Origin of the sequence: Methylobacterium sp. Leaf466, assembly GCF_001425565.1 — a bacterium.
Classification (GTDB): domain Bacteria; phylum Pseudomonadota; class Alphaproteobacteria; order Rhizobiales; family Beijerinckiaceae; genus Methylobacterium.
Window position 1 is genome coordinate 1 of record NZ_LMRC01000015.1, and the last position, 24,853, is coordinate 24,853.

21 protein-coding genes and 2 pseudogenes are annotated in these 24,853 nt (G+C 69.0%); 6 read left to right on the plus strand and 17 right to left on the minus strand.

The window, feature by feature from the left end; genetic code table 11:
* The first annotated feature begins 213 nt into the window (after window positions 1-213).
* Window positions 214-915, plus strand: coding sequence for a dihydrofolate reductase family protein (locus ASG59_RS08425; protein WP_056408220.1), 702 nt, complete (start codon window positions 214-216; stop codon window positions 913-915).
* A 158-nt stretch (window positions 916-1,073) separates the two neighbouring features.
* Here ASG59_RS08425 and ASG59_RS21245 read toward each other — a convergent pair.
* Together ASG59_RS21245 and ASG59_RS21250 are read right to left on the minus strand one after the other, a co-directional pair.
* Window positions 1,074-1,615, minus strand: a pseudogene (locus ASG59_RS21245) (porin family protein); the annotation flags it as partial.
* 1 nt (window position 1,616) lies between these two features.
* Window positions 1,617-1,935 (minus strand): annotated as a pseudogene (locus ASG59_RS21250) (porin family protein); the annotation flags it as partial.
* Window positions 1,936-2,740: 805 nt separating this feature from the next.
* Between ASG59_RS21250 and ASG59_RS08435 the strand changes: the two are divergent.
* The gene (locus tag ASG59_RS08435) at window positions 2,741-4,381 is read left to right on the plus strand and encodes a DEAD/DEAH box helicase (protein ID WP_056286842.1); all 1,641 of its coding nucleotides are present in this window, start codon (window positions 2,741-2,743) and stop codon (window positions 4,379-4,381) included.
* Between the two features lie 150 nt (window positions 4,382-4,531).
* Window positions 4,532-5,602: a GGDEF domain-containing protein gene (locus tag ASG59_RS08440; protein ID WP_055883441.1), complete on the plus strand. Its 1,071-nt coding sequence runs from the start codon at window positions 4,532-4,534 to the stop codon at window positions 5,600-5,602.
* A gap of 6 nt (window positions 5,603-5,608) precedes the next feature.
* Here the strand turns inward: ASG59_RS08440 and ASG59_RS08445 are convergent, their stop codons facing one another.
* Complete coding sequence (locus ASG59_RS08445) at window positions 5,609-5,986, minus strand: iron-sulfur cluster assembly accessory protein (RefSeq protein WP_056287186.1); 378 nt, start codon at window positions 5,984-5,986, stop codon at window positions 5,609-5,611.
* A 151-nt stretch (window positions 5,987-6,137) separates the two neighbouring features.
* Here ASG59_RS08445 and ASG59_RS08450 point away from each other — a divergent pair, with 151 nt between their 5' ends.
* Window positions 6,138-6,734 (plus strand): Uma2 family endonuclease, encoded by a 597-nt coding sequence (locus ASG59_RS08450; protein WP_056408223.1) that lies wholly within the window; start codon window positions 6,138-6,140, stop codon window positions 6,732-6,734.
* Between the two features lie 18 nt (window positions 6,735-6,752).
* Here the strand turns inward: ASG59_RS08450 and ASG59_RS08455 are convergent, their stop codons facing one another.
* The 7 genes from ASG59_RS08455 to ASG59_RS08485 all read right to left on the minus strand — a co-directional run bounded on the left by ASG59_RS08455 (window position 6,753) and on the right by ASG59_RS08485 (window position 13,818).
* Complete coding sequence (locus tag ASG59_RS08455; RefSeq protein WP_055883435.1) at window positions 6,753-7,133, minus strand: SUF system Fe-S cluster assembly protein; 381 nt, start codon at window positions 7,131-7,133, stop codon at window positions 6,753-6,755.
* Between the two features lie 109 nt (window positions 7,134-7,242).
* A complete protein-coding gene (locus ASG59_RS08460; protein WP_055883432.1) occupies window positions 7,243-8,487 on the minus strand; it encodes a cysteine desulfurase in 1,245 nt (414 codons plus the stop codon).
* A gap of 218 nt (window positions 8,488-8,705) precedes the next feature.
* Window positions 8,706-10,028 (minus strand): Fe-S cluster assembly protein SufD, encoded by a 1,323-nt coding sequence (gene sufD, locus ASG59_RS08465; protein WP_056408226.1) that lies wholly within the window; start codon window positions 10,026-10,028, stop codon window positions 8,706-8,708.
* Window position 10,029: 1 nt separating this feature from the next.
* On the minus strand, window positions 10,030-10,782 hold the full coding sequence (gene sufC / locus ASG59_RS08470; protein ID WP_055883424.1) for a Fe-S cluster assembly ATPase SufC: 753 nt from the start codon (window positions 10,780-10,782) through the stop codon (window positions 10,030-10,032).
* A gap of 56 nt (window positions 10,783-10,838) precedes the next feature.
* Window positions 10,839-11,096: a hypothetical protein gene (locus ASG59_RS08475; protein ID WP_055883421.1), complete on the minus strand. Its 258-nt coding sequence runs from the start codon at window positions 11,094-11,096 to the stop codon at window positions 10,839-10,841.
* 10 nt (window positions 11,097-11,106) lie between these two features.
* Window positions 11,107-12,576, minus strand: coding sequence for a Fe-S cluster assembly protein SufB (gene sufB / locus ASG59_RS08480; protein WP_055883419.1), 1,470 nt, complete (start codon window positions 12,574-12,576; stop codon window positions 11,107-11,109).
* A 69-nt stretch (window positions 12,577-12,645) separates the two neighbouring features.
* Window positions 12,646-13,818, minus strand: coding sequence for a cysteine desulfurase family protein (locus ASG59_RS08485; RefSeq protein ID WP_056286826.1), 1,173 nt, complete (start codon window positions 13,816-13,818; stop codon window positions 12,646-12,648).
* 273 nt (window positions 13,819-14,091) lie between these two features.
* On the opposite strand from ASG59_RS08485, the gene ASG59_RS08490 reads away from it, so the two are divergent.
* The gene (locus tag ASG59_RS08490; protein WP_055883415.1) at window positions 14,092-14,748 is read left to right on the plus strand and encodes an alpha/beta hydrolase; all 657 of its coding nucleotides are present in this window, start codon (window positions 14,092-14,094) and stop codon (window positions 14,746-14,748) included.
* Between the two features lie 10 nt (window positions 14,749-14,758).
* On the opposite strand, the gene ASG59_RS08495 is transcribed toward ASG59_RS08490, so the two are convergent.
* From ASG59_RS08495 to ASG59_RS08510, 4 genes are all read right to left on the minus strand, one after another.
* A complete protein-coding gene (locus ASG59_RS08495; protein WP_056408229.1) occupies window positions 14,759-15,193 on the minus strand; it encodes a type II toxin-antitoxin system VapC family toxin in 435 nt (144 codons plus the stop codon).
* A complete protein-coding gene (locus ASG59_RS08500; RefSeq protein ID WP_055883408.1) occupies window positions 15,190-15,483 on the minus strand; it encodes a type II toxin-antitoxin system Phd/YefM family antitoxin in 294 nt (97 codons plus the stop codon). The genes ASG59_RS08495 and ASG59_RS08500 overlap by 4 nt, the downstream gene beginning before the upstream one ends.
* A 213-nt stretch (window positions 15,484-15,696) precedes the next feature.
* Entirely contained in the window at window positions 15,697-19,752 is a 4,056-nt protein-coding gene (locus ASG59_RS08505) for a Pls/PosA family non-ribosomal peptide synthetase (protein WP_056408231.1), read from the minus strand.
* 143 nt (window positions 19,753-19,895) lie between these two features.
* Complete coding sequence (locus tag ASG59_RS08510; protein WP_055883469.1) at window positions 19,896-20,492, minus strand: histidine phosphatase family protein; 597 nt, start codon at window positions 20,490-20,492, stop codon at window positions 19,896-19,898.
* A gap of 196 nt (window positions 20,493-20,688) precedes the next feature.
* Here ASG59_RS08510 and ASG59_RS08515 point away from each other — a divergent pair, with 196 nt between their 5' ends.
* Window positions 20,689-21,633, plus strand: a complete 945-nt coding sequence (locus tag ASG59_RS08515) for a polyphosphate kinase 2 family protein (protein ID WP_055883467.1) — start codon at window positions 20,689-20,691, stop codon at window positions 21,631-21,633.
* A 25-nt stretch (window positions 21,634-21,658) separates the two neighbouring features.
* Here the strand turns inward: ASG59_RS08515 and ASG59_RS08520 are convergent, their stop codons facing one another.
* From ASG59_RS08520 to ASG59_RS08530, 3 genes are all read right to left on the minus strand, one after another.
* Window positions 21,659-22,732 (minus strand): hypothetical protein, encoded by a 1,074-nt coding sequence (locus tag ASG59_RS08520; RefSeq protein WP_056408236.1) that lies wholly within the window; start codon window positions 22,730-22,732, stop codon window positions 21,659-21,661.
* A gap of 105 nt (window positions 22,733-22,837) precedes the next feature.
* A complete protein-coding gene (fabI, locus tag ASG59_RS08525; protein ID WP_055883400.1) occupies window positions 22,838-23,680 on the minus strand; it encodes an enoyl-ACP reductase FabI in 843 nt (280 codons plus the stop codon).
* 173 nt (window positions 23,681-23,853) lie between these two features.
* Complete coding sequence (locus tag ASG59_RS08530) at window positions 23,854-24,801, minus strand: DnaJ C-terminal domain-containing protein (RefSeq protein ID WP_055883397.1); 948 nt, start codon at window positions 24,799-24,801, stop codon at window positions 23,854-23,856.
* Window positions 24,802-24,853 lie beyond the last annotated feature (52 nt).

The following is a 24,853-nucleotide window of genomic DNA, read 5'->3' on the forward strand; positions in this document are numbered from 1 at the left end:
GACCCGATGTCCTCGCCGATGAAGGCCAAGGGGGTGGGCGAACTCGGCATCTGCGGCGTCGCCGCGGCGGTCGCCAACGCCGTCCACAACGCCACCGGCGTCCGGGTCCGCGAATACCCCATCACCCTCGACAAGCTCATCCACCGCATGCCCGACGTGGCTTGAGGCGAACCACCGGAAGGCGTCGTCATGCGTCCCAGGATCGTCTGCCACATGGGCAGCTCCATCGACGGCCGGCTCCACCCCAGCCGCTGGACCCCAGCGGCGGCGGGAATCCAGGGCGGGCTGGTCCACCGTCACTATGAGGAGACTGCCGTCCGCCTCGATGCGCAGGGCTGGATCGTCGGACGCACGACCATGGCGGAGATCGCCAAGGGCGTGCCGCAAACGCCGGCCTGCGTTCCCGGGGACCTGCGGGGAACGCATGTCGGCGCGCGGAAGGGGCGGGATCTGGCCGTCGCCATCGATCCGCACGGCAAGGTCCATTACGGCCGGGACGACGTGGGCGGAGACCATGTCGTGGCGGTCCTGGGCGAGGATGTGCCGGACGCCTACCTCGCCGAGCTTCGCGAGGACGGCGTCTCCTATCTCTTCGCGGGGCGCGACGGACGCGACCTCGCCGGCGCGATGGCGACCCTGGGCGCGACCTTCGGCGTGGAGACCCTCCTGCTCGAGGGCGGCGGCATCATCAACGGCGCCTTCCTCAAGGCGGGGTTGATCGACGAGGTCAGCCTGCTCGTTTCGCCGGCCGTGGACGGCCTCGCTGGGGTGCCGACCATCTTCGAGTACCACGGAGAGCCGAACGAACGGCCCGCGGCGGGCAAGGCTCTGCGCCATTTCCACACCGAGACCCTGGAGGGAGGCACCGTCTGGCTTCGCTACCGGGTCGAGGACGCCGAACCGGTGACCGGCTGAGCCCGCATCGGTTGCCGATCGGGTCATGAGACGACATGAAAGAGGCCGCCCTGTCGCCAGGGCGGCCTCTTTCATGTGTCGGGTCCGACCGATGCCGAACCCGGGTTCCGAAGTCGGGGCCCGGTGTCCGGCATCATCCGCCGTGGCGGAGGACGATCCTAGTAGGAGCCGAACTTGTAGTTCAGGCCGGCGCGGATGACGGCGAACTCGGTGCCGTTGCTGCGGTTCGTGAAGCCGGGCTGGCGGTAGACGACGCCGTTGGTGTCGAAGGCGTAGATGCCGGCGTTGCGGTTGTTGTTCTCGAGGTTCACGTACAGGCCTTCGACCTTGAGCGTGACGGCCGAGGACTTGAAGAAGTTCAGGAAGGAGTCGGTGGGGAGGGCGTACTCGAYACCRCCGCCGGCGGCGTAGCCGGTGCGGAAGTCGTCGTTGCCGCGGGCCGTAGAACAGGACCTTGTCGAAGGCGTAACCGATGCGGCCGCGCACGGTGCCGAAGTAGTCGAGGCTGGCGGTGCCGCGGGGATCGACGAAGGTGACGCCGGGGGTGGCGGTGAAGCCGGGGGTCAGGATGGAGTTGGTGCGGTTACGACCGAAGTCGACGTACTGGGCGTCGGCCTCGACGCCGACCACCAGGCCCGAGCCCGGGGTGAACTGGTAGTTGTAGCCGACCTGGCCGCCGCCGGTGAAGCCCTCGTTGGAGNTCGACGTACTGGGCGTCGGCCTCGACGCCGACCACCAGGCCCGAGCCCGGGGTGAACTGGTAGTTGTAGCCGACCTGGCCGCCGCCGGTGAAGCCCTCGTTGGAGCTGTTGGAATAGGCGACCTGCGACGGGCCCACACCACCGGTGACGAGGTTCGGGAAGACGTTGTCGTAGACGTTACGGTCCTGCTTGCCGGTGTCGAAGCCGTAGCCGGCGTTGATACCGAAGTAGAAGCCCGTCCAGGTGAAGACCGGGACCGGAACGAAGACCGGCGGCGCGGCGCGGCGCGGAAGGTCGGCGGCCGAGCGACGGTGGTCAGCGCGGTGAAGGCGNTCGAAGCCGTAGCCGGCGTTGATACCGAAGTAGAAGCCCGTCCAGGTGAAGACCGGGACCGGAACGAAGACCGGCGGCGCGGCGCGGCGCGGAAGGTCGGCGGCCGAAGCGACGGCGGTGAGGCCGGCCAGAACGGTCGAGGCGAGAAGCAGTCTTTTCATGGTGTCCACTGGTCCTGGGATTGGCGAAAGCCGCCGCGCTTGTAGGTCCTGGCAGCCGCGAGGTCTGTCGCTTTCCTGCAACAAGGCCTCTGATACGGCCTCACCCGTCAATGAACGGTAAAGGTTAGCCCCAGTTGGGCGATGGGCCTGACCGTCCGTGCGTTCGCGCACATCACGCCGATCTTCACGATCGCCGGCGTGCTACAGCCTGTCACACCGCCTGAATGCTTGCTTAAGTTAACGAATTGGCAGGATCGTGCCGGTCAGGGCACGTTTCCCCTGGGGGGCGTGACATTTCCCGTCCGAGGTCGGCGTGTCGGCCGTGCGGGTCCGCATGACCGGAAGACCGGCCGGACGTGCCGGTCGCGGTCACCGAAGGGCTTGGCGCAAGGCCCTGCCGCAGATCCCGCTGTGGGAGAAATCGGCATGGGGAGGTTGCGGATAACCCCGTCCCGGCGGGCAGCGCCGATTGACACGCTGTCCCAAGGCTCTAGATGTCCACGCGATGCGCCCGTGCGGCGTTGGGCGAGGCCGACGACCGGGCCGGGGCTCATCGTCGCCATCTGTGACGCTACCCTCCGCGCCGGTCCCTCGATCCACTTCCCGCGCGCAACGGTTTTTTAGAACGATATGTCCTTTGCCGACCTCGGACTGAGCGACAAGGTCCTCCAGGCCGTCACCGCCGCCGGCTACACAGAGCCGACGCCGATCCAGGCCCAGGCCATTCCGCACGTGCTCGCCCGGCGCGACGTGCTCGGCATCGCCCAGACCGGAACCGGCAAGACCGCCGCCTTCACCCTGCCGATGCTGACCATGCTCGAGAACGGACGCGCCCGCGCCCGCATGCCGCGCACGTTGATCCTGGAGCCGACCCGCGAACTCGCCGCCCAGGTGGTGGAGAACTTCGAGCGCTACGGCACCAACCACAAGCTCAACGTGGCGCTCATCATCGGCGGCGTGTCGTTCGGCGACCAGGACGCCAAGCTGATGCGCGGCACCGACGTGCTGATCGCCACGCCCGGCCGCCTGCTCGACCATTTCGAGCGCGGCAAGCTCCTCCTCACCGGCGTCGAGCTCCTCGTCATCGACGAGGCCGACCGCATGCTCGACATGGGCTTCATCCCCGACATCGAGCGCATCGTGAAGATGGTGCCGTTCACGCGCCAGACCCTGTTCTTCTCCGCGACGATGCCGCCGGAAATCGAGCGGCTGGCCGACGTCTTCCTGCACAACCCGCAGCGGATCGAGGTGGCCCGGCCGGCCTCCACCGCCGCCACCATCGTCCAGAAGCTCGTGGCGGTGGGCGCGGAAGGTCACGAGAAGCGCGAGGTCCTGCGCAAGCTCATCCGCGGCGAGGCCGAGCTCAACAACGGCATCATCTTCTGCAACCGCAAGCGCGACGTGGCGCTGCTGCAGAAGTCGCTGGCCAGCCACGGCTTCAACGTGGCCGCCCTCCACGGCGACATGGACCAGCGCGCCCGCACCATCGCGCTCGACGGCTTCCGCTCCGGCGAGGTGCCGCTGCTGGTGGCCTCCGACGTGGCGGCGCGCGGCCTCGACATCCCGGCCGTGAGCCACGTCTTCAACTTCGACGTTCCGCACCACCCGGAGGACTACGTCCATCGGATCGGCCGCACCGGTCGCGCCGGCCGCGCCGGTCACGCCTTCACCCTGGCGAGCCGGGCCGACGAACGCTCGCTCCACGCCATCGAGGCGCTGATCGGCCAGCCGATCCCCTGGGCCGAGGGCGATCTCGCCACCCTGCCGGAAGCCACCGGCGAGGAGGCGGAGCCCCGCAGCCGCCATCGCGGCAAGGCCGCCGATGCCCCCCGGCGCGGACGAGGCGGCGCGGCCAAGCGCTCCGAACCTTCGCGCTCCGAACCTTCGCGGTCCGAGCCTTCGCGGTCCGAGTCCTCCGATGCCGACATGCCCCGCTCGTCCCGCGGTCGCCGCGCATCGAAGCCCAGCATCGAGGTCGTCGAGGCGCCGGCCGCCGACGTGCAAGCCGTCGCGGAGGTCGAGCGCGACCGCAAGCCCCGCGAGGCCCAGCCCCGCCGTCGCGAGGCCCAGCCCCGCGAAGCCCAGCAACCCCGCGAGCCACGGCCCGCGGCCGCCGCTCCCCGCCAGGAGCGTGTTCGCGACGAGCGCCGCCCCCCTGCCGCCGCCCGCCGCCGCAACGAGGATGAGGACGGCGATTCGCCGGTGGGTCTCGGCGCGCACGTGCCGGCCTTCCTGCTGAGGCCCGCGCCGGTCAAGCCGCGCAAGGACTGAGCGCGACCCATATCGCTCCCCGCCCGATGCGGCGGGGAGAAGCTTGGCCGGTCGCCTTAACGCGATCTCCACCATCGTCCCACATCCTGCGGTCGACTCGAGACACGGCTCACCAACGCGCCGGATCGTCGTCAGCGGATGGTCTAGCGGATGAGCAGCGCCCCCCATGGAGACCGGGAACGAACCTTCGCCCTGGCCGAGCGGGCGAACGAACTGATGCGCGATTACGGTTCCTCCGCCACGCCACGCGCCTACACGGTCTGGTACACCTACGTCGCGGGGGCGCAGCCCCTCATGAACGATGCCATCAAGCGTCTCACCGCGCAGCAGGGCAACCTCACCGACACCGACATCGACTCCCTCTACGAGACCTATCTCGACGGCCGCCGCCTCTCCACCGAAGCCGAGCGGACGAGCACCAACGTGCTCGCCGAGATCGAGGGCATCATGGAGGTGCTCGACCTCTCCCTCGGCTCGACCGCGCAGTACGGGGAATCGCTCAAGGCCCTGTCGATCGACCTCGACGGCTCCGGCCTCAACCGCACCCGCGTGCGCGAGATCGTGGCCGCCCTGGTGACAACCACCCGCGAGGTGTCGGCCAACAACCGCACCCTCGAGGCGCGCATGCGCGACAGCCGCGGCGAGATCGAGACCCTGCGCGAGGCGCTGGAGGCGACCCGGATCGAGAGCCTCACCGACTCGCTCACCGGGCTGGCCAACCGCAAGCACTTCGAGGATTCGCTGGGCAAGCTCGTGGAAGGTGCCGCCCGCCAGGGCGCGCCGGCCAGCCTCGTCGTGATCGACGTCGACTTCTTCAAGCGGTTCAACGATCTCTACGGTCACCTCACCGGCGATCAGGTGCTGCGGCTGGTGGCGATCGTGATGCGCGAGCACGTCAAGGGCCGGGCGACCCTGGCGCGCTTCGGCGGAGAGGAGTTCGGCATCCTGCTGCCCGAGACCGATCGCGCCGCGGCGGTGGAGATCGCGGAAAAGGTCCGCACCAGCGTGATGGGCCGCGAACTCGTCAAGCGGTCCACCGGCGAGTCGCTGGGCAAGATCACGATCTCGCTCGGGGTGGCGACCGCCCGCAGGGGAGAGACGCCGGCCTCGCTCCTGGAGCGGGCCGACATCTGCATGTTCCTGGCCAAGCGCGACGGCCGCAACCGCACGGTGGACGACACCGCCGCGCCCGAATCCCTCGACTTGCCCGACGTGGCCTGACGCCGGTCAGGCGAAGGCGCGCATCATCTCCGGATTGACCGGCGTGATCGCCACGGACTCGCCGCAGCCGCAGGCCGAGGTCTGGTTCGGGTTGTTGAACACGAACTGGGACGACAGCTTCGAGGTCTGGAAGTCCATCTGCGTCCCGAGCAGGAACAGCAGCGCCTTGGGGTCGACGAACACGGTGACGCCGCGATCCTCGACCTTGTCCTCGCCGGGGTTGGGGCCGTCGGCGTATTCCATCGTGTAGGACATGCCGGCGCAGCCGCCGTTCTTCACGCCGACGCGCAGGCCGGCGATGGGCCGGTCGGCATCGGCGATGATCGCCTTGATGCGGTCGGCGGCCGCGTCGGTCAGCGACAGGACCTGGAACTTGGAAGCCATGGTGTCTCTCCGGCAGCCGGGTTCAAGGTCCGGGCGGTTGAGGGTGATCGTCCATCCCGCAAGATAAGGATCGCGGATGGCGCGGTCCACTGCCGTGATGCGGCAGACGTCGCCGCCTTGTGGTATCGTCCACCCGTGGTGGGAGGACCTTATGGCAGACGCCGCGCGCCGAATCATGACGCCAGAGGAATTCTTCGCCTGGCAGCGCGACCAGGACGAACTCTACGAACTCATCGACGGCCACCCCGTACCCCGGCACCGCATGATGACGGGGGCGAGCCTGCAGCACGACCAGGCGACGGTGAACATCATCATCAGTCTGGGAACGCAACTGAAGGGCACACCCTGCCGGCCGACGACAGCCGATGTCGCGATCCGCACCAGCATCACGGACCTTCGACGGCCCGACGTGATGGTGGAATGCGCGGCTCTGGTCCCCGACACCTACGAGGCCCGGGAACCGAAACTCGTCGTCGAAGTGGCCTCGCCGTCGACGACGGCCGTCGACCGGGCGCGCAAGCTCGAAGAGTACAAGCGCCATCCGACGCTTGCCTACATTCTGCTCGTCGAGACGCTGAAGCCCCAGGCCCTGCTCTATGCCCGCCAGGGGGATGTCTGGGCGATTGCAACCTTCGAAGGCGTCGACGCGATCATCGACCTTCCCGCCATCGGCGCGCGGCTCGCGCTCGCCGAGGTTTATGAGGGTCTGACCTTCGCGCCGCGGCGCAACGTGGCGACGGGCGCCTGAGGCCGACCCTCGCAGCGGTCACCACATGTCCAGCGCGATCCTGGCCTCATCGGACATGCGGCTCTGGTCCCACGGGGGATCGAAGACCATGGTGACGGCACAGGATTGGACGCCCGGCACGGCGGCCACCGCCGTCTCGACCCAGCCCGGCATCTCGCCGGCCACCGGGCAGCCCGGGGCGGTCAGCGTCATGTCGATGGCGACCTTGCGGTCGTCGGCGATGTCGACCTTGTAGATCAGGCCGAGCTCGTAGATGTCGGCCGGGATCTCGGGATCGTAGACGCTCTTCAAGGCCGCGACGATGTCGTCGGTCAGGCGGTCGAGCTCCTCGGGCGGGATCGCCGAGGCGGTGGCGATGGCGGGGGTGTTGGCCCCGCCGGTGATGGCGGCGTCGCTCATGGTCCTGTCCTCGTGAGGTCGCGGATCGTTTGTCGATCCGCGCCGTCCGCCGCATGCGCGGCGGCGCGCTGTCGCGCGTATGGCGGGCCTGCCGCCGGGATGTCGAACGTCAGGCGAACATCATCTCGGCCTTGGCCAGGGCCTCGGCGAGGACGTCCACCTCGTCACGGGTATTATACAGCCCGAACGAGGCGCGACAGGTGGAGGTCGCGCCGAACCGGGTGAGCAAAGGCATGGCGCAATGGGTGCCGGCCCGGATCGCCACGCCGTAGCGGTCGATCACGGTGGCGATGTCGTGGGCATGCGCGCCCTTCATCTCGAAGGCGATGACGCCGCCCTTGCCCTTGGCGGTGCCGATCATCCGTACGGAGTTCATCGCCCCGAGGCGCTCCTGCGCGTAGGCGAGCAACGAAGCTTCGTGCGCCGCGATCTTTTCGCGGCCCAGGGTCATCATGAACTCCAGCGCAGCGCCGAGGCCCACCGCCTCGACGATCGCCGGCGTGCCCGCCTCGAACCGGTGGGGCGGGTCGTTGTAGGTGACGAAATCCTCCCCGACCGTGCGGATCATCTCGCCGCCGCCCTGGTAGGGCGGTAGCCGCTCCAGCCATTCCTTCTTGCCGTAGAGCACACCGATACCCGTCGGTCCGTAGACCTTGTGGCCGGTGAAGACGAAGAAGTCGCAATCGAGGGCCTTCACGTCGATGCGCCCGTGGACCGCACTCTGGGCACCGTCGAGGAGCACCGGCACGCCGTGGGCATGGGCGATGCGCACGATCTCGGCCGCGGGCGTCACCGTGCCGAGCACGTTCGACATGTGGGTGATCGCCACCATCCTGGTGCGGGGCGAGAACAGCTTCTCGTACTCCTCAATCAGGAAGTTGCCCTCGTCGTCCACGGGCGCCCACTTGATCACCGCGCCGCGCCGCTCGCGCAAGAAGTGCCAGGGCACGATGTTGGAATGGTGCTCCATGATCGAGAGGATGATCTCGTCCCCCTCCCCGATCTGGCCCATCAGGCCCATGGACGAGGCCACGAGGTTGTAGGCCTCCGTGGCGTTGCGGGTGAAGACGATCTCGTCGGTGGACCCGGCGTTGAGGAACTGGCGCGTGGTCTCGCGCGCGCCCTCGAACCCCTCGGTGGCGGCGTTCGCCATGAAGTGCAGCCCGCGATGGACGTTGGCGTAGCCCGTCTCCATGCAGGCCACCATCGCGTCGATCACCGCGCGCGGTTTTTGCGACGAGGCCGCGTTGTCGAGATAGACCAGGGGCTTGCCGTAGACCTTCTGGGCGAGGATCGGGAACTCGGCCCGGATCGCCTGGACGTCGTAGGGGGCGGATGGAACGGGTGCGTTCATGTCTCGACTTTCCAAAACAGGAGTCGGGTGACGAACCCACCCTGTCCCTCATCCTGAGGTGCTGCAAAGCAGCCTCGACCGAGGGCTTCAGAACCCCTGTGCGAACGGGCGGCCTCTTTCGAAGCCTCCGCTGCGCTCCGGCACCTCGGGATGAGGTCGCGGGGTGGGTCGGGCATCCGCAGATCGGCCTCGCTTTCGAGGTCGGTCTGCGATTTTCTCTAGCCCCGCGCTTTCAGCCACGCCTCGACGGTGCCGATCAGCGCATCGCGCGCGCCCTCGTGGCTCACCGACTCGATGGCGGCGCCCAGAAACGCCTGCACGAGCAGGCTCTCGGCTTCCGCCTTCGGCAGCCCGCGCTGCATGAGGTAGAACAGGAGGTCGTCGTCCAGGGCGCCGCAAGTGGCGCCGTGGCCGCAGGCGACGTCGTCGGCGAAGATCTCGAGCTCGGGCTTGTTCATCATCTGGCCCTCGTCGGACAGGATGAGACAGGCCGACATCATCTTGCCGTCGGTCTGCTGGGCCGCCTGCTGGACGATGATCTTGCCCTGGAACACGCCGGTGGCGGCCCCGTCCACCACGGTCTTGAACAGCTCGCGGCTGATTCCTCCGGTGGCGGCGTGGTCGGCGAGGAACGTGGTGTCGGCGAGCTGCTTGCCGTTGAGCATGGCAGCACCATTGACCACCGCGCGGCCATCGGCTCCCGCGAAGTTCAGGTAGACCTGATGGCGCGAGAGCACGGCTCCCACCACCACGTTGACGGTCTCAACCGCCGAAGCGGCCCCGAGCTTGACCGACAGCGTCGACAGCGCCACCGCCTCGCGCCCTTCCGCGTTGAGGCGGGCGTGCCGGAAAGTCGCCCCATCGGCCACCATCACGTCGACGGCGTCGTTAGGCTGGTAGGCGACACCGTCCGGTCCCTCGTGGCTCTCCAGGATCAGCGCCTCGGCACCCTCCCCCAACGTCACCAATACCCGGGTGGCGGTGGAATAGGCGTCAGGCCCGGTGCCGACGAAGCGCAGGTGCAGCGGCGCCTCGACCTTGGCTCCGGCCTCCACCGCGATCAGCGCGCCGTCCGCCAGGAAGGCGGTGTTGAGCTGATAGATCGCGTTCTCCGAGGCCTGGCGCACGGGCGTCAGCTGGTCGAGGAGGGCATGCCCCTCCGTGAGGGCCCGCGTCAGCGGCGTCACGGTGATGCCGGCCGGGATGCGTCCGAGGTCGGATTCCGCCTCGATCAGGTGTCCGTTGACGAACGTGAGCCGGACCGCCTCGATCCCCGCAAAGCCCTTGGCCTCGGCGGACGCCGCCTTGGCGACCTCGGCCGATGGCATTTCCGCCGGATGGGCGGCATCGCGGAACGCGGAGCGCAGGTCCGTATACTTGAAGGCTTCGACCCGCCGGGTCGGCAGGCCCACCGCCTCGAAGTAGCGGAACGCCTCCTCGCGGGCGATCGACACGCCCGTGGGGTACTTCATCTTCGTGGCTTCGAAGAGCTTCGACAGGCCGGTCTCGGCCGCGGTGCGGAGCGGAGTGATGTCGGCCATCTCAGGCGGCCTCGCCCGTGCGGTACTCGGCGTAGCCGGAGGCTTCGAGGGCCTTGGCCAAGTCCTTGTCGCCGGACTTCACGATGCGCCCCTGCGACATGACGTGGACCACGTCCGGCACGATGTAGTCGAGCAGGCGCTGGTAGTGGGTGATGACGAGGAAAGAGCGGCCCTGCGCGCGCAGCGCGTTCACGCCTTCCGAGACGATGCGCAGGGCATCGATGTCGAGGCCGGAATCGGTCTCGTCGAGCACGCAGAACTTCGGCTCGAGGAGCGCCATCTGCAGGATCTCCATGCGCTTCTTCTCGCCGCCGGAGAACCCGACGTTGAGGGCGCGCTTGAGCATCTCCTTGTTGATCTCCAGCTTCTCGGCAGCCGCGTTCACCTTGCGGATGAAGTCGGGGGTCGAGAGCTCGCCCTCGCCGCGCGCCCGGCGCTGGGCGTTGAGGGTCGCCTTGAGGAAGGTCATGGTGCCGACGCCGGGAATTTCCAGCGGGTACTGGAAGGCGAGGAACACGCCCGAGGCCGCGCGCTCGTCGGGGCTCATCTCGAGGATGTTGACGCCGTCGAGCAGGATCTCGCCGCTGGTGACCTCGTAATCCTCCTTGCCGGCGATGACGTAGGACAGGGTCGACTTGCCCGAGCCGTTCGGCCCCATGATGGCAGCGACCTCGCCGTCGTTCACGGTCAGATTGAGCCCGTTGAGGATCTGCTTGTCCTCGATGGCGACGGTGAGGTTCTTGATTTCGATCATTGAAGTTTAGTCCCGATTTCGATGCATGACGCCGACGCGCGAATGGGGTCGAAGCGTCAGAAGAATTTTTGAAGAGCCGCGATCACGGCGACAGCAGCGCCAATAATCGCACCAAGCTTCACGGTCATTCGGAGTTCGAGTTCACGCAACGATGCGTCGATCTCTTTCTTCAGTTCGTTCAAATCCGCCTTGGTGGCGGAGTCAGCAAGGATCATGTCCCGCGCCAACTCGGCATGAGCAATGGCCTGCTCGCGCCCGACACCCACCTGTTCGAGGCGCTGGGTGAACTTGAGGGTGTCGAACGCGAAGGCCATGGCGTCCTCGTCAGCCCACCGAGCCTTCGAGGCTGATCGAGATCAGCTTCTGGGCCTCGACGGCGAACTCCATCGGCAGCTGCTGCAGCACGTCGCGGACGAAGCCGTTGACGATGAGCGCGGTCGCCTCCTCGTTGGAGAGGCCGCGCTGCTGGCAGTAGAACATCTGGTCTTCCGAGATCTTCGAGGTGGTGGCCTCGTGCTCGAACTGCGCGGAGGAGTTCTTCGACTCGATGTACGGCACGGTGTGCGCGCCGCACTGGTCGCCGATCAGCAGCGAATCGCAGTTCGTGAAGTTGCGCGCGCCCGTGGCCTTGCGGTGCGCGGACACCAGCCCGCGATAGGTATTCTGCGAACGGCCCGCGGAAATCCCCTTCGAGATGATCCGGCTGGTGGTGTTCTTGCCCAGATGGATCATCTTGGTGCCGGAATCGACCTGCTGCATGCCGTTCGACACCGCGATCGAGTAGAACTCGCCCCGCGAATTGTCGCCGCGCAGGATGCAGGACGGGTACTTCCAGGTGATCGCCGAGCCGGTCTCGACCTGCGTCCACGAGATCTTCGAGTTGGCGCCGCGGCAATCGCCGCGCTTGGTCACGAAGTTGTAGATGCCGCCCTTGCCTTCGTTGTCGCCGGGGTACCAGTTCTGCACCGTCGAGTACTTGATCTCGGCGTCATCGAGCGCCACGAGCTCGACCACGGCGGCGTGGAGCTGGTTGTCGTCGCGCTTCGGGGCGGTGCAGCCCTCGAGGTACGAGACGTAGGAGCCCTTGTCGGCGATGATCAGCGTGCGCTCGAACTGGCCGGTGTCGCGCTCGTTGATGCGGAAATAGGTCGACAGCTCCATCGGGCAGCGCACGCCCGGCGGAATGTACACGAACGACCCGTCGGAGAAGACCGCCGAGTTGAGCGTCGCGAAGAAGTTGTCCGTCACCGGCACGACCGAGCCGAGATACTTCTTGATGAGGTCCGGGTACTCGCGAATGGCTTCCGAGATCGGCATGAAGATCACGCCGGCCTTCGACAGCTCGGCCTTGAAGGTGGTGGCCACCGAGACCGAGTCGAACACCGCGTCGACGGCGACCCGGCGCTCGGGGGCGATGCCCTCCAGCACCTCGACCTCGCGCAGCGGAATGCCGAGTTTTTCGTACGTTTTCAGAATTTCTGGATCGATTTCATCCAAGGACATGGCGGCAGGCCGCTTCGGGGCCGCATAGTAATAAATATCCTTGTAGTCGACCTTGTCGTAGGAGACGCGGGCCCAGTCGGGCTCCTGCATGGTCTGCCAGCGCTTGTAGGCGTCGAGGCGCCAGGCCAGCATCCACTCGGGCTCTTCCTTCTTGGCCGAGATGAAACGGATCACGTCCTCGGAGATGCCCTTCTCGGACTTCTCCATCTCGATGGTGGTCTCGAACCCGTACTTGTACTGGTCGAGGTCGATCGAGCGGACCCGGTCGATGGTTTCCTGCACTGCAGGCATGGGACGTCTCCTGACCGCCCCGGCTTCAAGGGCCGGGGGTTTGCAAACGGATGGCGTGGACGGCGGCGATCATGCCGCGCGACCCTGCCGGTGATATAGGGCGGCGATGAGCCGTTCTAAGGTGACAAGGGCGCGCGTGACGTCGCTTTCCACGCTGTTCCACCCGAGACTGACGCGCAGCGCCCCCGCGGCCAGCGCAGGGCCGACGCCCATCGCCGCGAGCACGTGGGAGCGTGCGACCTTGCCCGATGCGCAGGCCGAGCCCGACGAGACCGCGAGCCCGGCGAGATCGAGGGCGATGATCGCGGACTCCGCCGTGAGACCCGGCACGGCGAACTGAAGCGTGTTGGGCAGGCGTGGCGCGCCCTGGCCGAACACCACGAGGTCCGGCGCCAGGGCGTACAGGCCCGCCTCGATCCGGTCGCGCCAAGCCGGCACGACGTCCGCGTTCGCCGCCAGCCGTTCGCCCGCGAGCCGGGCCGCCACGCCGAGGCCGACGATCCCCGGCAGGTTCTCGGTGCCCGCGCGCAGGCGCCCTTCCTGACCGCCGCCGCGCAGGAACGGGCCGTCGAGGCCGACGCCGTCCCCGAGCACGATCGCCCCGACCCCCTTGGGGGCCGCGAACTTGTGGCCCGACAGCGTCAGCGCATCGAGACCCGCCGTATCGACCGGGATCTTGCCCACCGCCTGGACCGCGTCGCTGTGGACGAGGGCGCGCCCGTGGGCGCGGGCGAGCGCAATCACCGCGTCGAGGGGCTGGATCACCCCGGTCTCGTTGTTGGCGGCCTGGACGGAGACGAGCACGTCCTCGCCGCACCACTCCGCGAGCGCCGCTTCCAGCGCGTCGAGGCGGATGAGACCGGCGGCGTCCACGGGAATCACCCCGACCCGGGCGGGCGCGAAGCGGTGGCCGTGCAGGACGCAGGGGTGCTCGGTGGCGCCGATTAGGAGCCGGGTCGGGGCGATCCCGTCCCGGCGCACGAGGGCGCCGGACAGGACCGCGTTGGCCGCCTCGGTCCCGCCGCTCGTGAACACCACCCGCTTGGCGGCCGCCCCGACCAGGGCCGCCACCGCGGCGCGGGCCTCCTCCAGGGCGGCGCGGGCGGCGCGGCCCTCCGCATGGATCGAGGACGGGTTCCCGGGCATTGCCAGGGCGCGCGCCACCGCTGCCGCGACCTCCGGGTGAACCGGCGAGGTCGCGTTGTGGTCGAGATAGGCCCGGGGAAGACGGGAAGCCTGCATCGCGGTCCGAACCGACAAATCCTTGCTTTCGACCCCCGCGACCATGCTAAGGCCCGCGGGACACCACCGACGGTCCGTTTCTGCGGACATCGGCGACCGAACGGCCCCACGGACGGGGCCTGTCCAGTCTAGAACGATTCCAATCGTCTGGAATTATTCTAAGCGTGCTTTTAGGAACGTCGCCCCGCGAGTCAAGGCGGGGCGCCGCCGCGCCTCGCGTCCGGGCTACGGCGTCGTTCCCCGGCGGCGGCGACAGGAGTTGTGAGAAGAGCCATGCCCGAAGTCATCTTCACCGGCCCGGCCGGACGTCTCGAAGGACGCTACCAGGCCCCCAAGAGGAAGGGCGCCCCCATCGCCATCGTGCTGCATCCGCACCCGCAGTTCGGCGGCACGATGAACAACCAGATCGTGTACAACCTGTTCTACACGTTCGCGAACCGGGGCTTCGCGGCCCTGCGCTTCAATTTCCGCGGTGTCGGCCGCAGCCAGGGCAATTTCGACCACGGCACCGGCGAGTTGTCGGATGCGGCCTCCGCCCTCGACTGGGTGCAGGCGGTCAATCCCGAGGCACGGGCCTGCTGGATCGCCGGCGTCTCCTTCGGCTCGTGGATCGGGATGCAACTCCTGATGCGCCGGCCCGAGATCGAGGGCTTCATCTCGATCGCGGCCATGGCCAACCGCTACGACTTCACCTTCCTGGCGCCTTGCCCCTCCTCGGGCCTGTTCGTCCACGGCTCCGAGGACCGGGTCGCCCCGGCCCGCGAGGTGATGCCGGTGATCGAGAAGGTGAAGACCCAGAAGGGCGTCATCATCGAGCACCAGATGGTGGAGGGCGCCAACCATTTCTTCGATGGCAAGGTCGACGAGTTGACCCAGACGGTGGACACCTACCTCGACAAGCGGCTGGGTCCGAAGGATCAGGTGGGGTGAACGACGGCGGTCAGGCCGGTGTGTCGCGCCAGGGGTTGAGCAGGACGACGCCCGTCCGCGCGTAGTCACCCGTGTCGCGGGTGACGAGCGTGAGCCCGTGATGGATGGCCGTCGCCGCAATGATCAGGTCGGGCTGAGAGAAGGTATGGCCGGTCTTCCGGCCTTCCTCGACCAGAAGCCGCCACCGGAACATCACGTCCTCGGTGATCCCGAGAACCCGTCCCTCGAAAAGGGGCCGGACCTTCAACGCGAGCCAGTCGTTCAGCTCGGTCCGGCGCCCGATGTCGGCGACGCGCTCGATGCCGAAGCGGATCTCGGCGAGCGTTGCCGTGCTGACGTAGAGCCGGTGGAGGGGTTCTCCGGCGACGAAGGCGATCACCTTCGCTTCGGGCCTCGGGCGTCTCAACTCCGATAGGACGTTCGTATCGAGCAACCAGCCTGTCACAGGACCACGTCGCGTACGGGCATGACGGTCCGGTCCGGCTCGATATCGACCTCGCAGTGTGGTGAGGCCTGCATCGCGGCGACGAGCGCCTCGCCGGTGCGATCCCCCTTCAAGCTGTGAAACTCTTCGACGGAGATGACCACGACCTCGTCACGTCCATGCACCGTGACGTGTTGTGGACCTTCACTGCGAACGCGGCGCACGAGTTCGCTGAACCGGGCCTTGGCATCCTGTAGCGGCCAGCGCCCGGACTGGCGTACTGAATCGAAGGAGCCGAGCGATCTGGTCATAACGACCAGATTATCACGGCCCGGATGATCGGCCAACACGACGCCCTGGGGTCCGATCACCTCTCTCCCCGTCGCAGGACTGCGCGCTGTACCCGCTTGCCAGTCGCTCCAAAACCGTCTTTCGCCCCTGTGCCTGTATCGACCGTCATCATGTGACGGCACGGATCTGGTTCCGCCGATGGTGAGGCCACCCGTCCGCGGCTGGTCCGTCTCTCATGCCGCCCCGTGCACCACCGGCACCGCCGGCGCGCCCTCCCATTCCGAATGCGCGGGGATCGACTCGCCCTTCATGACGATGGTGAGCGGGCGCAGGCGTGCGTAGTCGCCGACCTTGGTGTCGTAGAGGACCGTCGAGAAGGCGCCGACCGAGACGCCCGTGCCGACCACCACCCGGCCGACCTTCATGATCCGGTCCTCGTAGAGGTGGGTCTGGAGCGCCGAGGTACGGTTGATCGTGCAGTAGTCGCCGATGGTGACGCAGTCGAACTCGGTGATGTCGGTGGTGAGCATGCACACGCCCTTGCCCACCTTCACGCCGAGCAGCCGCAGCATCCACGGCAGGAACGGGGTGCCCTGGAGGTGTTCGAGCAGCACCTTGCCGGCCAGCCCCCAGTAGAGCACCGCCACGGCCTCGGTGCGCATCGCCCACCACGACCACATCGGCTGCATGCCGGGCTTGTAGACGCCCATGAGCAGCCATTTCACCGCGATGACGGTGAAGGACTGGATGAAGGCGATGGCGACGCTGACGGCCACGAAGCTGACGGCGAGCCCGGTCCAGTCCTGCGCCAGGATCGCCGGGTAGAAGTAGAAGTCGATCGCCGAGATCGCCAGGGTGATGAACAGCATCGGCGAGAACGAGGTCGAGAGCGCCTCGAAGGCGCCGCGGCGCAGCTTGGGCCCCCACCCCGGCTCGTAGGTTTGGGCGAGCGAGCCGAGGTCGACCCGCTGGCGCGAGGGCAGCTTGATCGGTGGCGAGCCGAACCAGGTGTCGCCCGGCGCCATCATGGCGTTGGCCGGAGGCTTGGACTTGATGCCGATCAGCACGTCGTCGGGGATGATCGCCCCCGGCGGCACCACCGCGTCGTTGCCCACGAAGACGCGCGCCCCGGTGCTGACCTCGTGCAGGTGCATCCAGCCGCGGCGGATCTCCTCCTCGCCGAACACCACCTCGTCGGCGATGAAGTTGCGCGCGCCGATGTCGGCGAGGTCGTAGCGGCCGGCCAGATTGGTGGAGATCTCCGCCCCCTGCCCCATCCGGGCGCCCATCAGCCGGTACCAGGTCCGCATGTAGACGGTGGCGAAGAGCGAGGAGAGGGTCTCCAGCGTCACCTCGGCGGCCAGCGCCACCAGCCACTTGCGCAGGTAGAAGCCGCTGTGGATCGAGTGGGTGCCCGACGAGACCCGCGGCAGCACCACCCAGCGGATGCCCGCGATCAGGAGCACCGTGCCCGCCGTCATCAGCATGGCGGTGGGCCAGGTCAGCAGGGGCAGGTACCAGTGGTAGTCGATGTCGGTGAGCGTGCCGAGGGAATCGCTCATCTGGTCGAAGATGTAGAAGGCCGGGAAGATCGGCAGCAGGCCCACGGCCGGGATCGCCGCGAGGAGGAAGGCGTAGACCAGCGCGAAGCCGGCCCGGCGCCGGGCCGAGGCCGGCGCCGCCTCGGGCAGGGCGGAAGGGTCGGCCATGCCGACCTTGGCGCCGGGCGATCCATCCCAGATCTCGGCCGGCCCGACCACCGTGCCGGTGGGGACCGTGGTGAGGTCGGCGATCTCGGCGTGGTCGCCGATCACCGTGCCGGGGCCGATGACGCAGGAGGTGCCGATGGCGACGTCGCGGCCGATGCTGACGGTGCCGATGACGAGTTCGTCGCCCACCACCTCGGCGTTGGCGACGACGAGGCGCCCGCCGAGCGACGCCCCGGCGCCGATGCTGAGGAGATCGGGCGCACCGACCTCGATGTCGGAGATCAGCGCGTCCCGGCCGATCCTGGCGCCGAGCAGGCGCAGGAACAGGACGATGGCCGGCGAGCCCTGCAGCCACTTGATGTGGACCAGCGGCACCAGGCGCTGCGTCAGCCACCAGCGGTAGTAGTAGACGCCCCAGAGCGGATAGCGCCCCGGCTTTGTGCGCCCGAGGATCAGCCATTTGGCCGCCACGGCGATGCAGGCGGTGACCGCGTTGATGCCGACGTACACCAGCAGCATCACGGCGAGTTCGCCGAAGAAGCCCATGCCGCCGCCGGTGAGCAGCAGGTAGGTGACGAAGATGCCGAGCCATTGCGCGGTGGCGAGCGCGATGACGAAGGGCAGCGCCGCGGCCTGGGCCAGCCCGCACAGGGCGCGCCGCAGGAGGGGCGGCGGCGCGAAGGACAGGTCGCGCGCCGCCATCTGCGTGCCGGCCCCGCCGGTGCGGACGATCAGCGCGTCGGCGATCGCCCGCAGGGTACGCCGGGCATAGACGTCCTGCAGGGTGATCGCGGCCAGAGCCGGCGCCTCGCGCACGGCGCCCACGAAGCGGGCGGCCAGCAGCGAATGGCCGCCGAGGTTCGTGAAGAAATCCGCCTCGAACGGGATCGCCTGGTTGCCGAAGACCTGGGTCGCGGCCGCCAGCAGGGCGGCCTCGGTCTCGTTGGCGGGCGGCTCCTGCTCGCCCGAGACGTCGGCGACGGTCAGGGTCGCTGCCCGCAGGGCCTTGCGGTCGACCTTGCCGGAGGTCAGGCGCGGCAGCACCTCCACCACCTCCACGTGCCCGGGCACCATGTAGGGCGGCATCTGCTCTAAGAGCGTCCGGCGCAGCTGCCCGGTATCGATGACGCCGCTGCGCTCGGGCACCAGGAAGGCCACCAGCCGGTCGATGCCGTCGTCGGCGCGCAGCACCACCGCCGCCTGGTTGATGCCGGCCTGCGCCTGGATGCGCGATTCGATCTCGCCGAGCTCCACCCGGAAGCCGCGGATCTTGACCTGGTCGTCGATGCGGCCGTGGAAGACGATGCGGCCGGCGCCGTCGAGGGAGACGGCGTCCCCCGAGCGGTAGAGGACCGGATCGATGCCGCCCTCGGAAAACGGATTGGCGACGAACTTCTCCGCCGTCAGCTCGGGCCGCTGGAGGTAGCCCTCCGCGACGCCGGGGCCGCCGATCAGCAGTTCGCCCTGCTGGCCGTGCCCCAGGAGGTCCAGGGCCTCGCCCACGACGTAGACCGAATAGTTCGGGATCGGGCCGCCGATGGTGACGGGCTCGCCCGGCCGCATCTCCGCGGCCGTGGCCACCACCGTCGCCTCGGTCGGCCCGTAGGTGTTGAACAGTTTTCGCGACCCCGTCGCCCAGCGCGCGATCAGGGGTTCCGGCAGGGCCTCGCCGCCCAGCAGGATCAGGCGCACCGTGGGCAAATCGTGCGAGAGCATCGCGAGCAGGGTCGGCACGGTGTCGAGGACGGTGACGCCGCCGCGCGCGATCAGCCCCGGCAGCGCCTCGACGTCGCCCATCATCGCGGGCGAGGCCACGAACAGGGTCGCGCCCACGAGATAGGGGACCCAGATCTCCTCCATCGAGAGGTCGAAGGCCACCGAGGCGCCCTGGAACACCACGTCGTCCGGGCCGATGCCGTAGAGCGCGTTTCCCGAGCGCAGGAAGTGGCAGATGTTGGCGTGGCTGATGACGATGCCCTTGGGCACGCCGGTCGAGCCCGAGGTGTAGATGAGGTAGGCCGGGTGTCCCGAGGTCAGGCCGGCGGCCCTGGCATCGGCGGGGGGCGCGTCCGCCGGGGTGGCGGCCAGAAGCGCCGCCACGGTCAGGGCCGGGGCGGCGTCCGGGGCCTGTCCGGCGAGGGCGTCCGAGACCAGCAGGGCCTTGGCCGCGGCGTCGGCCAGGCAGATCCCGACGCGGTCGGCGGGGGCTTCGGCGTCGAAGGGCAGCCAGGCCGCACCCGACAGGGTGATGCCGATCTGCGCCACCAGCAGCTCCGGCCCGCGGGCCATCCACAGGCCGACCACGTCGCCGGGGCCGATGCCGCGATGGGAGAGCCCCCTGGCGATGGCGCCCGCCTGCGCGGCGACCTCGGCATAGGAAAGGTTCGGATGGCGGCCGTCCGCCCCGTGCCGCGCACCGTCGACGAGGGCCGGATGGCCCGGCCGCGCCCGCGCGCTGGCGAGGAAGATCTCGGCCAGGACCTCGTCGCGGATCAGGTCGGGGCGGGCCTCGCCGTGCAGGACGGCACGGCCGGTGATGGGCGCCGATACCGTCCGGCTCGTCTCGGCGAGGTCGCTCATCCGCTGCTCCGCTCGACAACCACCGGATGTCCGGCGGCGTCCACTGGTCGTCCGGGCCGTGCCCCGTCAAGGGCGCCACGACCCCCGGCGCCGCGCGTCTAGCACGTTTGCACGTCGCTCCAGAACCAAAGGTGAGGCGGGATTCAGGCCCAGCGCCAGCCGGTGCGATCGAGCACCAGCACGCCGCCCTGGCGGATACCGATGCGCGGCGCCTGCCCGATGCCGAGATAGCCGAGGCTCACCAGCACGGCCCGCGCGATGCCGCCGTGGGCCACCATCACCGTGGTGCGGTCCAGTGCCGCCAGGGCGGGGGCGACACGCTCGGCGAGCATGGCGTAGCTCTCCGCCCCCTCCCCCGGCGGCCGGTAGCCCCAGCGGTCGCGGTCGCGCGCCAGCGCCCTGGCGCGGTCCCAGCGCCGGATCTCCGACCAGGTCGAGCCTTCCCAGGCGCCGAAGCTGATCTCCTTGAGGCGGTCGTCGGTGCGGTAGGCGGCGGGGTCGAGGGCGAGGTGGCCGCGCAGGGCCTCCATCGTCCGGCGGGTGCGCGCGAGCGGGCTCGCCACGTAGTCCGCCCCGTCGAGGGCGTCGCCGGCGACGCCGCGGAGGCTGGCGGCGGCCTCGGCGGCCTGGCGCAGCCCTTCCGCGTTCAAGGCGATGTCGCGCTGGCCCTGTAGCCGCCCTTCCGCGTTCCAGTCGGTCTGGCCGTGGCGGACGAAATAGATCGTTGGTCGCACGCTCACGGCGCCGGTCGCCCGTCCCGAACGCTGGAACGGCCGGGCGCGATTCCGGAACGGCCAAGCCTGTCGGTCGTTGTCACCCTCGCGTCCCTCTTCGATTCTCGCCACCGACGCGGTGATGGGGGTGAGCGCGAGTCTCATGATGTCGGGCCGGTGCGGCAAGCGCCAAACCGGCCTCATCAACGTGAAAGCCGACCCCATGCCGCGACAGGGTGATGCATCGCACAAACACGGCAGGCCGGGCGGCAGGCCGCCCTCCTCCGCGGAATGGGCGCGGGCGATGGCGCGCGAGGCCGCCCTGGCGCCGGACGCGATCCCGGCGCCGGCGGTGGTGCCCGCGGTGCCCGGCAGCGTCCTCGCCTGGCCCGGCCGGCGTTTCGACCTCGCCACGGTCGACCCCGATGCCGACGGCGGCCTCGACAAGGCCGAGGCCAAGGCGGCGCTCGGCGCCGAGCGCGAGCGCATCCGCACCCTGCAGGAGCGGCTCTACGCCGAGCGCCGCCAGAGCCTGCTCGTGGTGTTCCAGGCCATCGATACCGGCGGCAAGGACGGGACGATCCGCTCGGTGTTCGAAGGCGTGAACCCGCAGGGGTGCCGGGTGTGGTCGTTCAAGGTGCCGAGCTCGGAGGAGCGCGACCACGACTTCCTGTGGCGCTACCACCACAAGGCCCCCGGCCGCGGCATGATCGGCGTGTTCAACCGCAGCCATTACGAGGACGTGCTGGTGGTGCGGGTGAAGGATCTCGAGCCGGAGGCGGTCTGGCGCCCGCGCTACGGGCTCATCAACGCCTTCGAGCAGATGCTGACCCTGTCGGGCACCACGGTGCTCAAGTTCTTCCTGCACATCTCCAAGGACGAGCAGAAGGAGCGCCTGGAGGCCCGTATCGCCGACCCCGAGAAGCACTGGAAGTTCGACGCCGCCGATCTCGTGGAACGCCGCTCCTGGGACGCCTACCAGACCGCCTTCGGCGACGCTCTCGGCCTGTGCTCGACGCCCTACGCGCCGTGGCGGGTGGTGCCGGCCAACCGCAAGTGGTTCCGCAACCTCGTCATCGCCCGCACCATCGCCGACACCCTCGAGGCGATGGACCCGCATTATCCCGACGCGCAGGAGGGTATCGCGGGGCTGACGGTGCCGGATTGAAGGACGCACCCAGATGGACGTGCGGCTATCCGATCGCGTGACGCGGCTTCAGCCGCGCGAGGCGGGCCGGCAGCATCCGGTCGATTGCATGTCCGATCCGGGCGCTGTGGCGCTGGTAGAGGAGGCCGGCACCGATCATCGCGAGCCCGATCAGGGACAGGCCGAAGGGAAACAACAGCGAATCCGCGAAGACCCGATGGGAGAGGTGACCGAGATAGAGGGCGAGTCCGATCGCGCCGAAGAGGGCGTAGACCCGCCGCGAGAGAAAGATCGAGACCGCGACGAGGCCGGCGTTGAGGAGAGCATAGAGCGCTCTTGCGACCTCGCTCGACGAATCCTGCGCCGTGAGCGCTCCCCAGAACGTCGCGATTCCGGCGAGGTGCAGCCAGAACGCGTAGTCGGCGCGGCTCTGGCGCAGGTCGACCGCCCAGGCGAAGACGATCAGGCCGAGGCCGAACCACAGGGAGATCGCGCGGCGTGTCTCCCAGTCGCTTTGCGAGTTCGCGATCCAGACCGCGATGTCCATCGAGACGAACCAGAGCGTCACCGCCGCGACCATCGCGAGGAAGCCGAAGCGGTGGAAGCGCAAGGCGAGGGCGGTGGCGGCGAGGGTCGCGATCTCCATCGGGAGCCAGCCCGCCTTGATCCAGAGGAAGAAATCCCGGTAGTTGCCCGGCCTGTCGGCCGTCCCCCATCCCCCGCTCTCCTGGATGCCGTAGACCGCGAGCGGCGTCATCGCGACGGCACAGGTGATCAGGAGGCCGCCGGGGATCGGCAGCTTGCGGACATGCCAGAGATGGCGGCCGGCGGCCACGAAGGCGGCGGCATAGACGAGTGCGGTCGCGGTCAGGGCCGGGCCGCCCATGAGGCCGAAGGCGAGGGTCGAGAACAAGCCCATCGCCGCCATGACGACCAGCGCCCCGGCATACCAGAGCACGTGGGCGAGATCGAAGACCGCCCGCGCAGCCCCGGCCGAAGCGGCAAGCGCGAACGCCGGAACGGCCTGCGACGCATAGAAGGCCGCGAGCGTCTCGGCCTGGTCGGGGGTGATGATCCCGGCCTCGGCCGCCGCCTCGAAACGCGATGGGATGGCGCTCATGTCGGAGTTCCGCGGCCGTCGGACCTCCGGCTTACGCCGCCGGCCCTCGGACGAACGAGCGAAACCGCACTTCCGTCGCCAACGATCGGCGAAGACCGTCCTCGCTCAATCCTTGTCGAGCGACAGGTCCGGCGCGTCCGGGTTCTTCATCCCCACCACGTGATACCCGGCGTCGACGTGCAGGATCTCGCCGGTCATGCCGCGGGACATGTCGGAGATGAGGTAGCTCGCGGTCTCGCCGACTTCGTCGATGGTCACGGTGCGGCGCAGGGGGGCGTTGTACTCGTTCCACTTGAGGATGTAGCGGAAGTCGCCGATGCCCGAGGCGGCCAGCGTCTTGATCGGCCCGGCCGAGATCGCGTTGACGCGGATCTTCGAGGGACCGAGGTCGGCGGCGAGGTAGCGCACCGAGGCCTCCAGCGCCGCCTTGGCCACGCCCATCACGTTGTAGTGCGGCATCCATTTCTCGGCGCCGTAGTAGGTCAGCGTCAGCAGCGAGCCGCCGTTGGGCATCAGCTTCTCGGCGCGCTGGGCGATGGCCGTGAACGAGTAGCAGGAGATGAGGAGCGACTTCGTGAAGTTGCCCTCCGAGGTCTCGACGTAGCGCCCGGTGAGCTCGTCCTTGTCGGAGAAGGCGATGCAGTGGACGACGAAGTCGATCCCCTCGGGGAACACCTCGGCGGCGGCGGCGAACACCGCGTCGATGGAGGCCGGGTCGGTGACGTCGCAATGGCCGACCACATGGGCGTCGAGCTCGCGCGCCAGGGGCTCGACCCGCTTCTTGAGGGCGTCGCCCTGGTAGGTGAAGGCGAGCTTGGCGCCGTGCGCGTGCGCGCTCTTGGCGATACCCCAGGCGATCGAACGGATGTTGGCGACACCGAGCACCAGGCCGCGTTTGCCGGCCAGGAGTCCGCCGACGTGATCGTGAACCGGGTTCGTATCCGCCATGAATCACCTGATCGAGGGGCCGCGGCGCATCCGGGCGGACCTCCCGCTGGTGGGCCCCCCGGAGGACCGGACGGCCCTTGCGCGAGAGGCATCCTTAGCGGACGCCCGCGGGCGACGGAAGTCCGCCCGTCGCGGTGAACCGGCAATCGGGCGAACCCGGTCGCCCCGCGCGCTCACGCCTGTCCGGCGTCGGCCCGGGCCTGTCGACGGGCGCGGGCGTAGTCGGTCAGGGCCGCGTCCTCGGCGGCGGGCAGGGCGACGGCGGTGGTGGCCAGGAGGTCGCCGCGGCTGCCGTCCTTCCTGGGCAGACCCTTGCCCTTGAGGCGGAAGGTCCGGCCCGAACTCGTCATCGCGGGCATCTTCATCTCCACCGCCCCGGTCAGGGTCGGCACCCGGATCGCCCCGCCGAGGATCGCGTCCTCGAGCGGCACCTCGACGGTGGTGCGCAGGTCCGCTCCCTCCATCCGGAAGGCGGCGTGCGGCAGGATGCGGATGGTGAGGAGCGCGTCCCCGGGCTCCGCGCGCGGGCCGCCGGGCTGGCCGAGCCCGCGCAGGCGGATCACCTGGCCGTCGCTGACGCCCTTGGGCACCATCACGTCGACCTCGCGCCCACCCGGCAGGCCCAGGCGCAGCTTCTCCTCGCTGGCGACCTGCTCCAGGGTGACGCTGAGCTCGGCGGCCACGTCCTCGCCACGCTGGGCGCCCCCGCGCGCCGCACCGGGCCCTGCCCCGCCGCCGGTGCGGAACGCCTCGCCGAAGAGGTGCGAGAAGATGTCTTCGCCGATCCCGCCACCGCCACCGCCGCGCGAGCGGGCGGCGCTCTCGAAGTCGAACCCGCCGGCGCGCGCACCCTGGCCACCGCCGAAGCCGCCGAACCCCTCGAAGCCGGTGGCGCGGGGCTTGCCGTCGGCGTCGATCTCGCCGCGGTCGAACTGGGCGCGCTTGGCCGCGTCGCCCAGGATCTCGTAGGCGGAATTCGCCTCCGAGAACCGGTCCTTGGCCTTGGCGTCGCCGGCGTTGCGGTCGGGGTGATAGGTCTTGGCGAGCCGGCGATAGGCCTTCTTGATGTCGGCTTCGCTGGCGCCCTTGGGCACACCCAGCACGTCATAGGGATTGCGCATCGTCGCTTCTTGAATCTCTGTGCCGTTGGAAGACGGGCCGACCGCGTCGAGA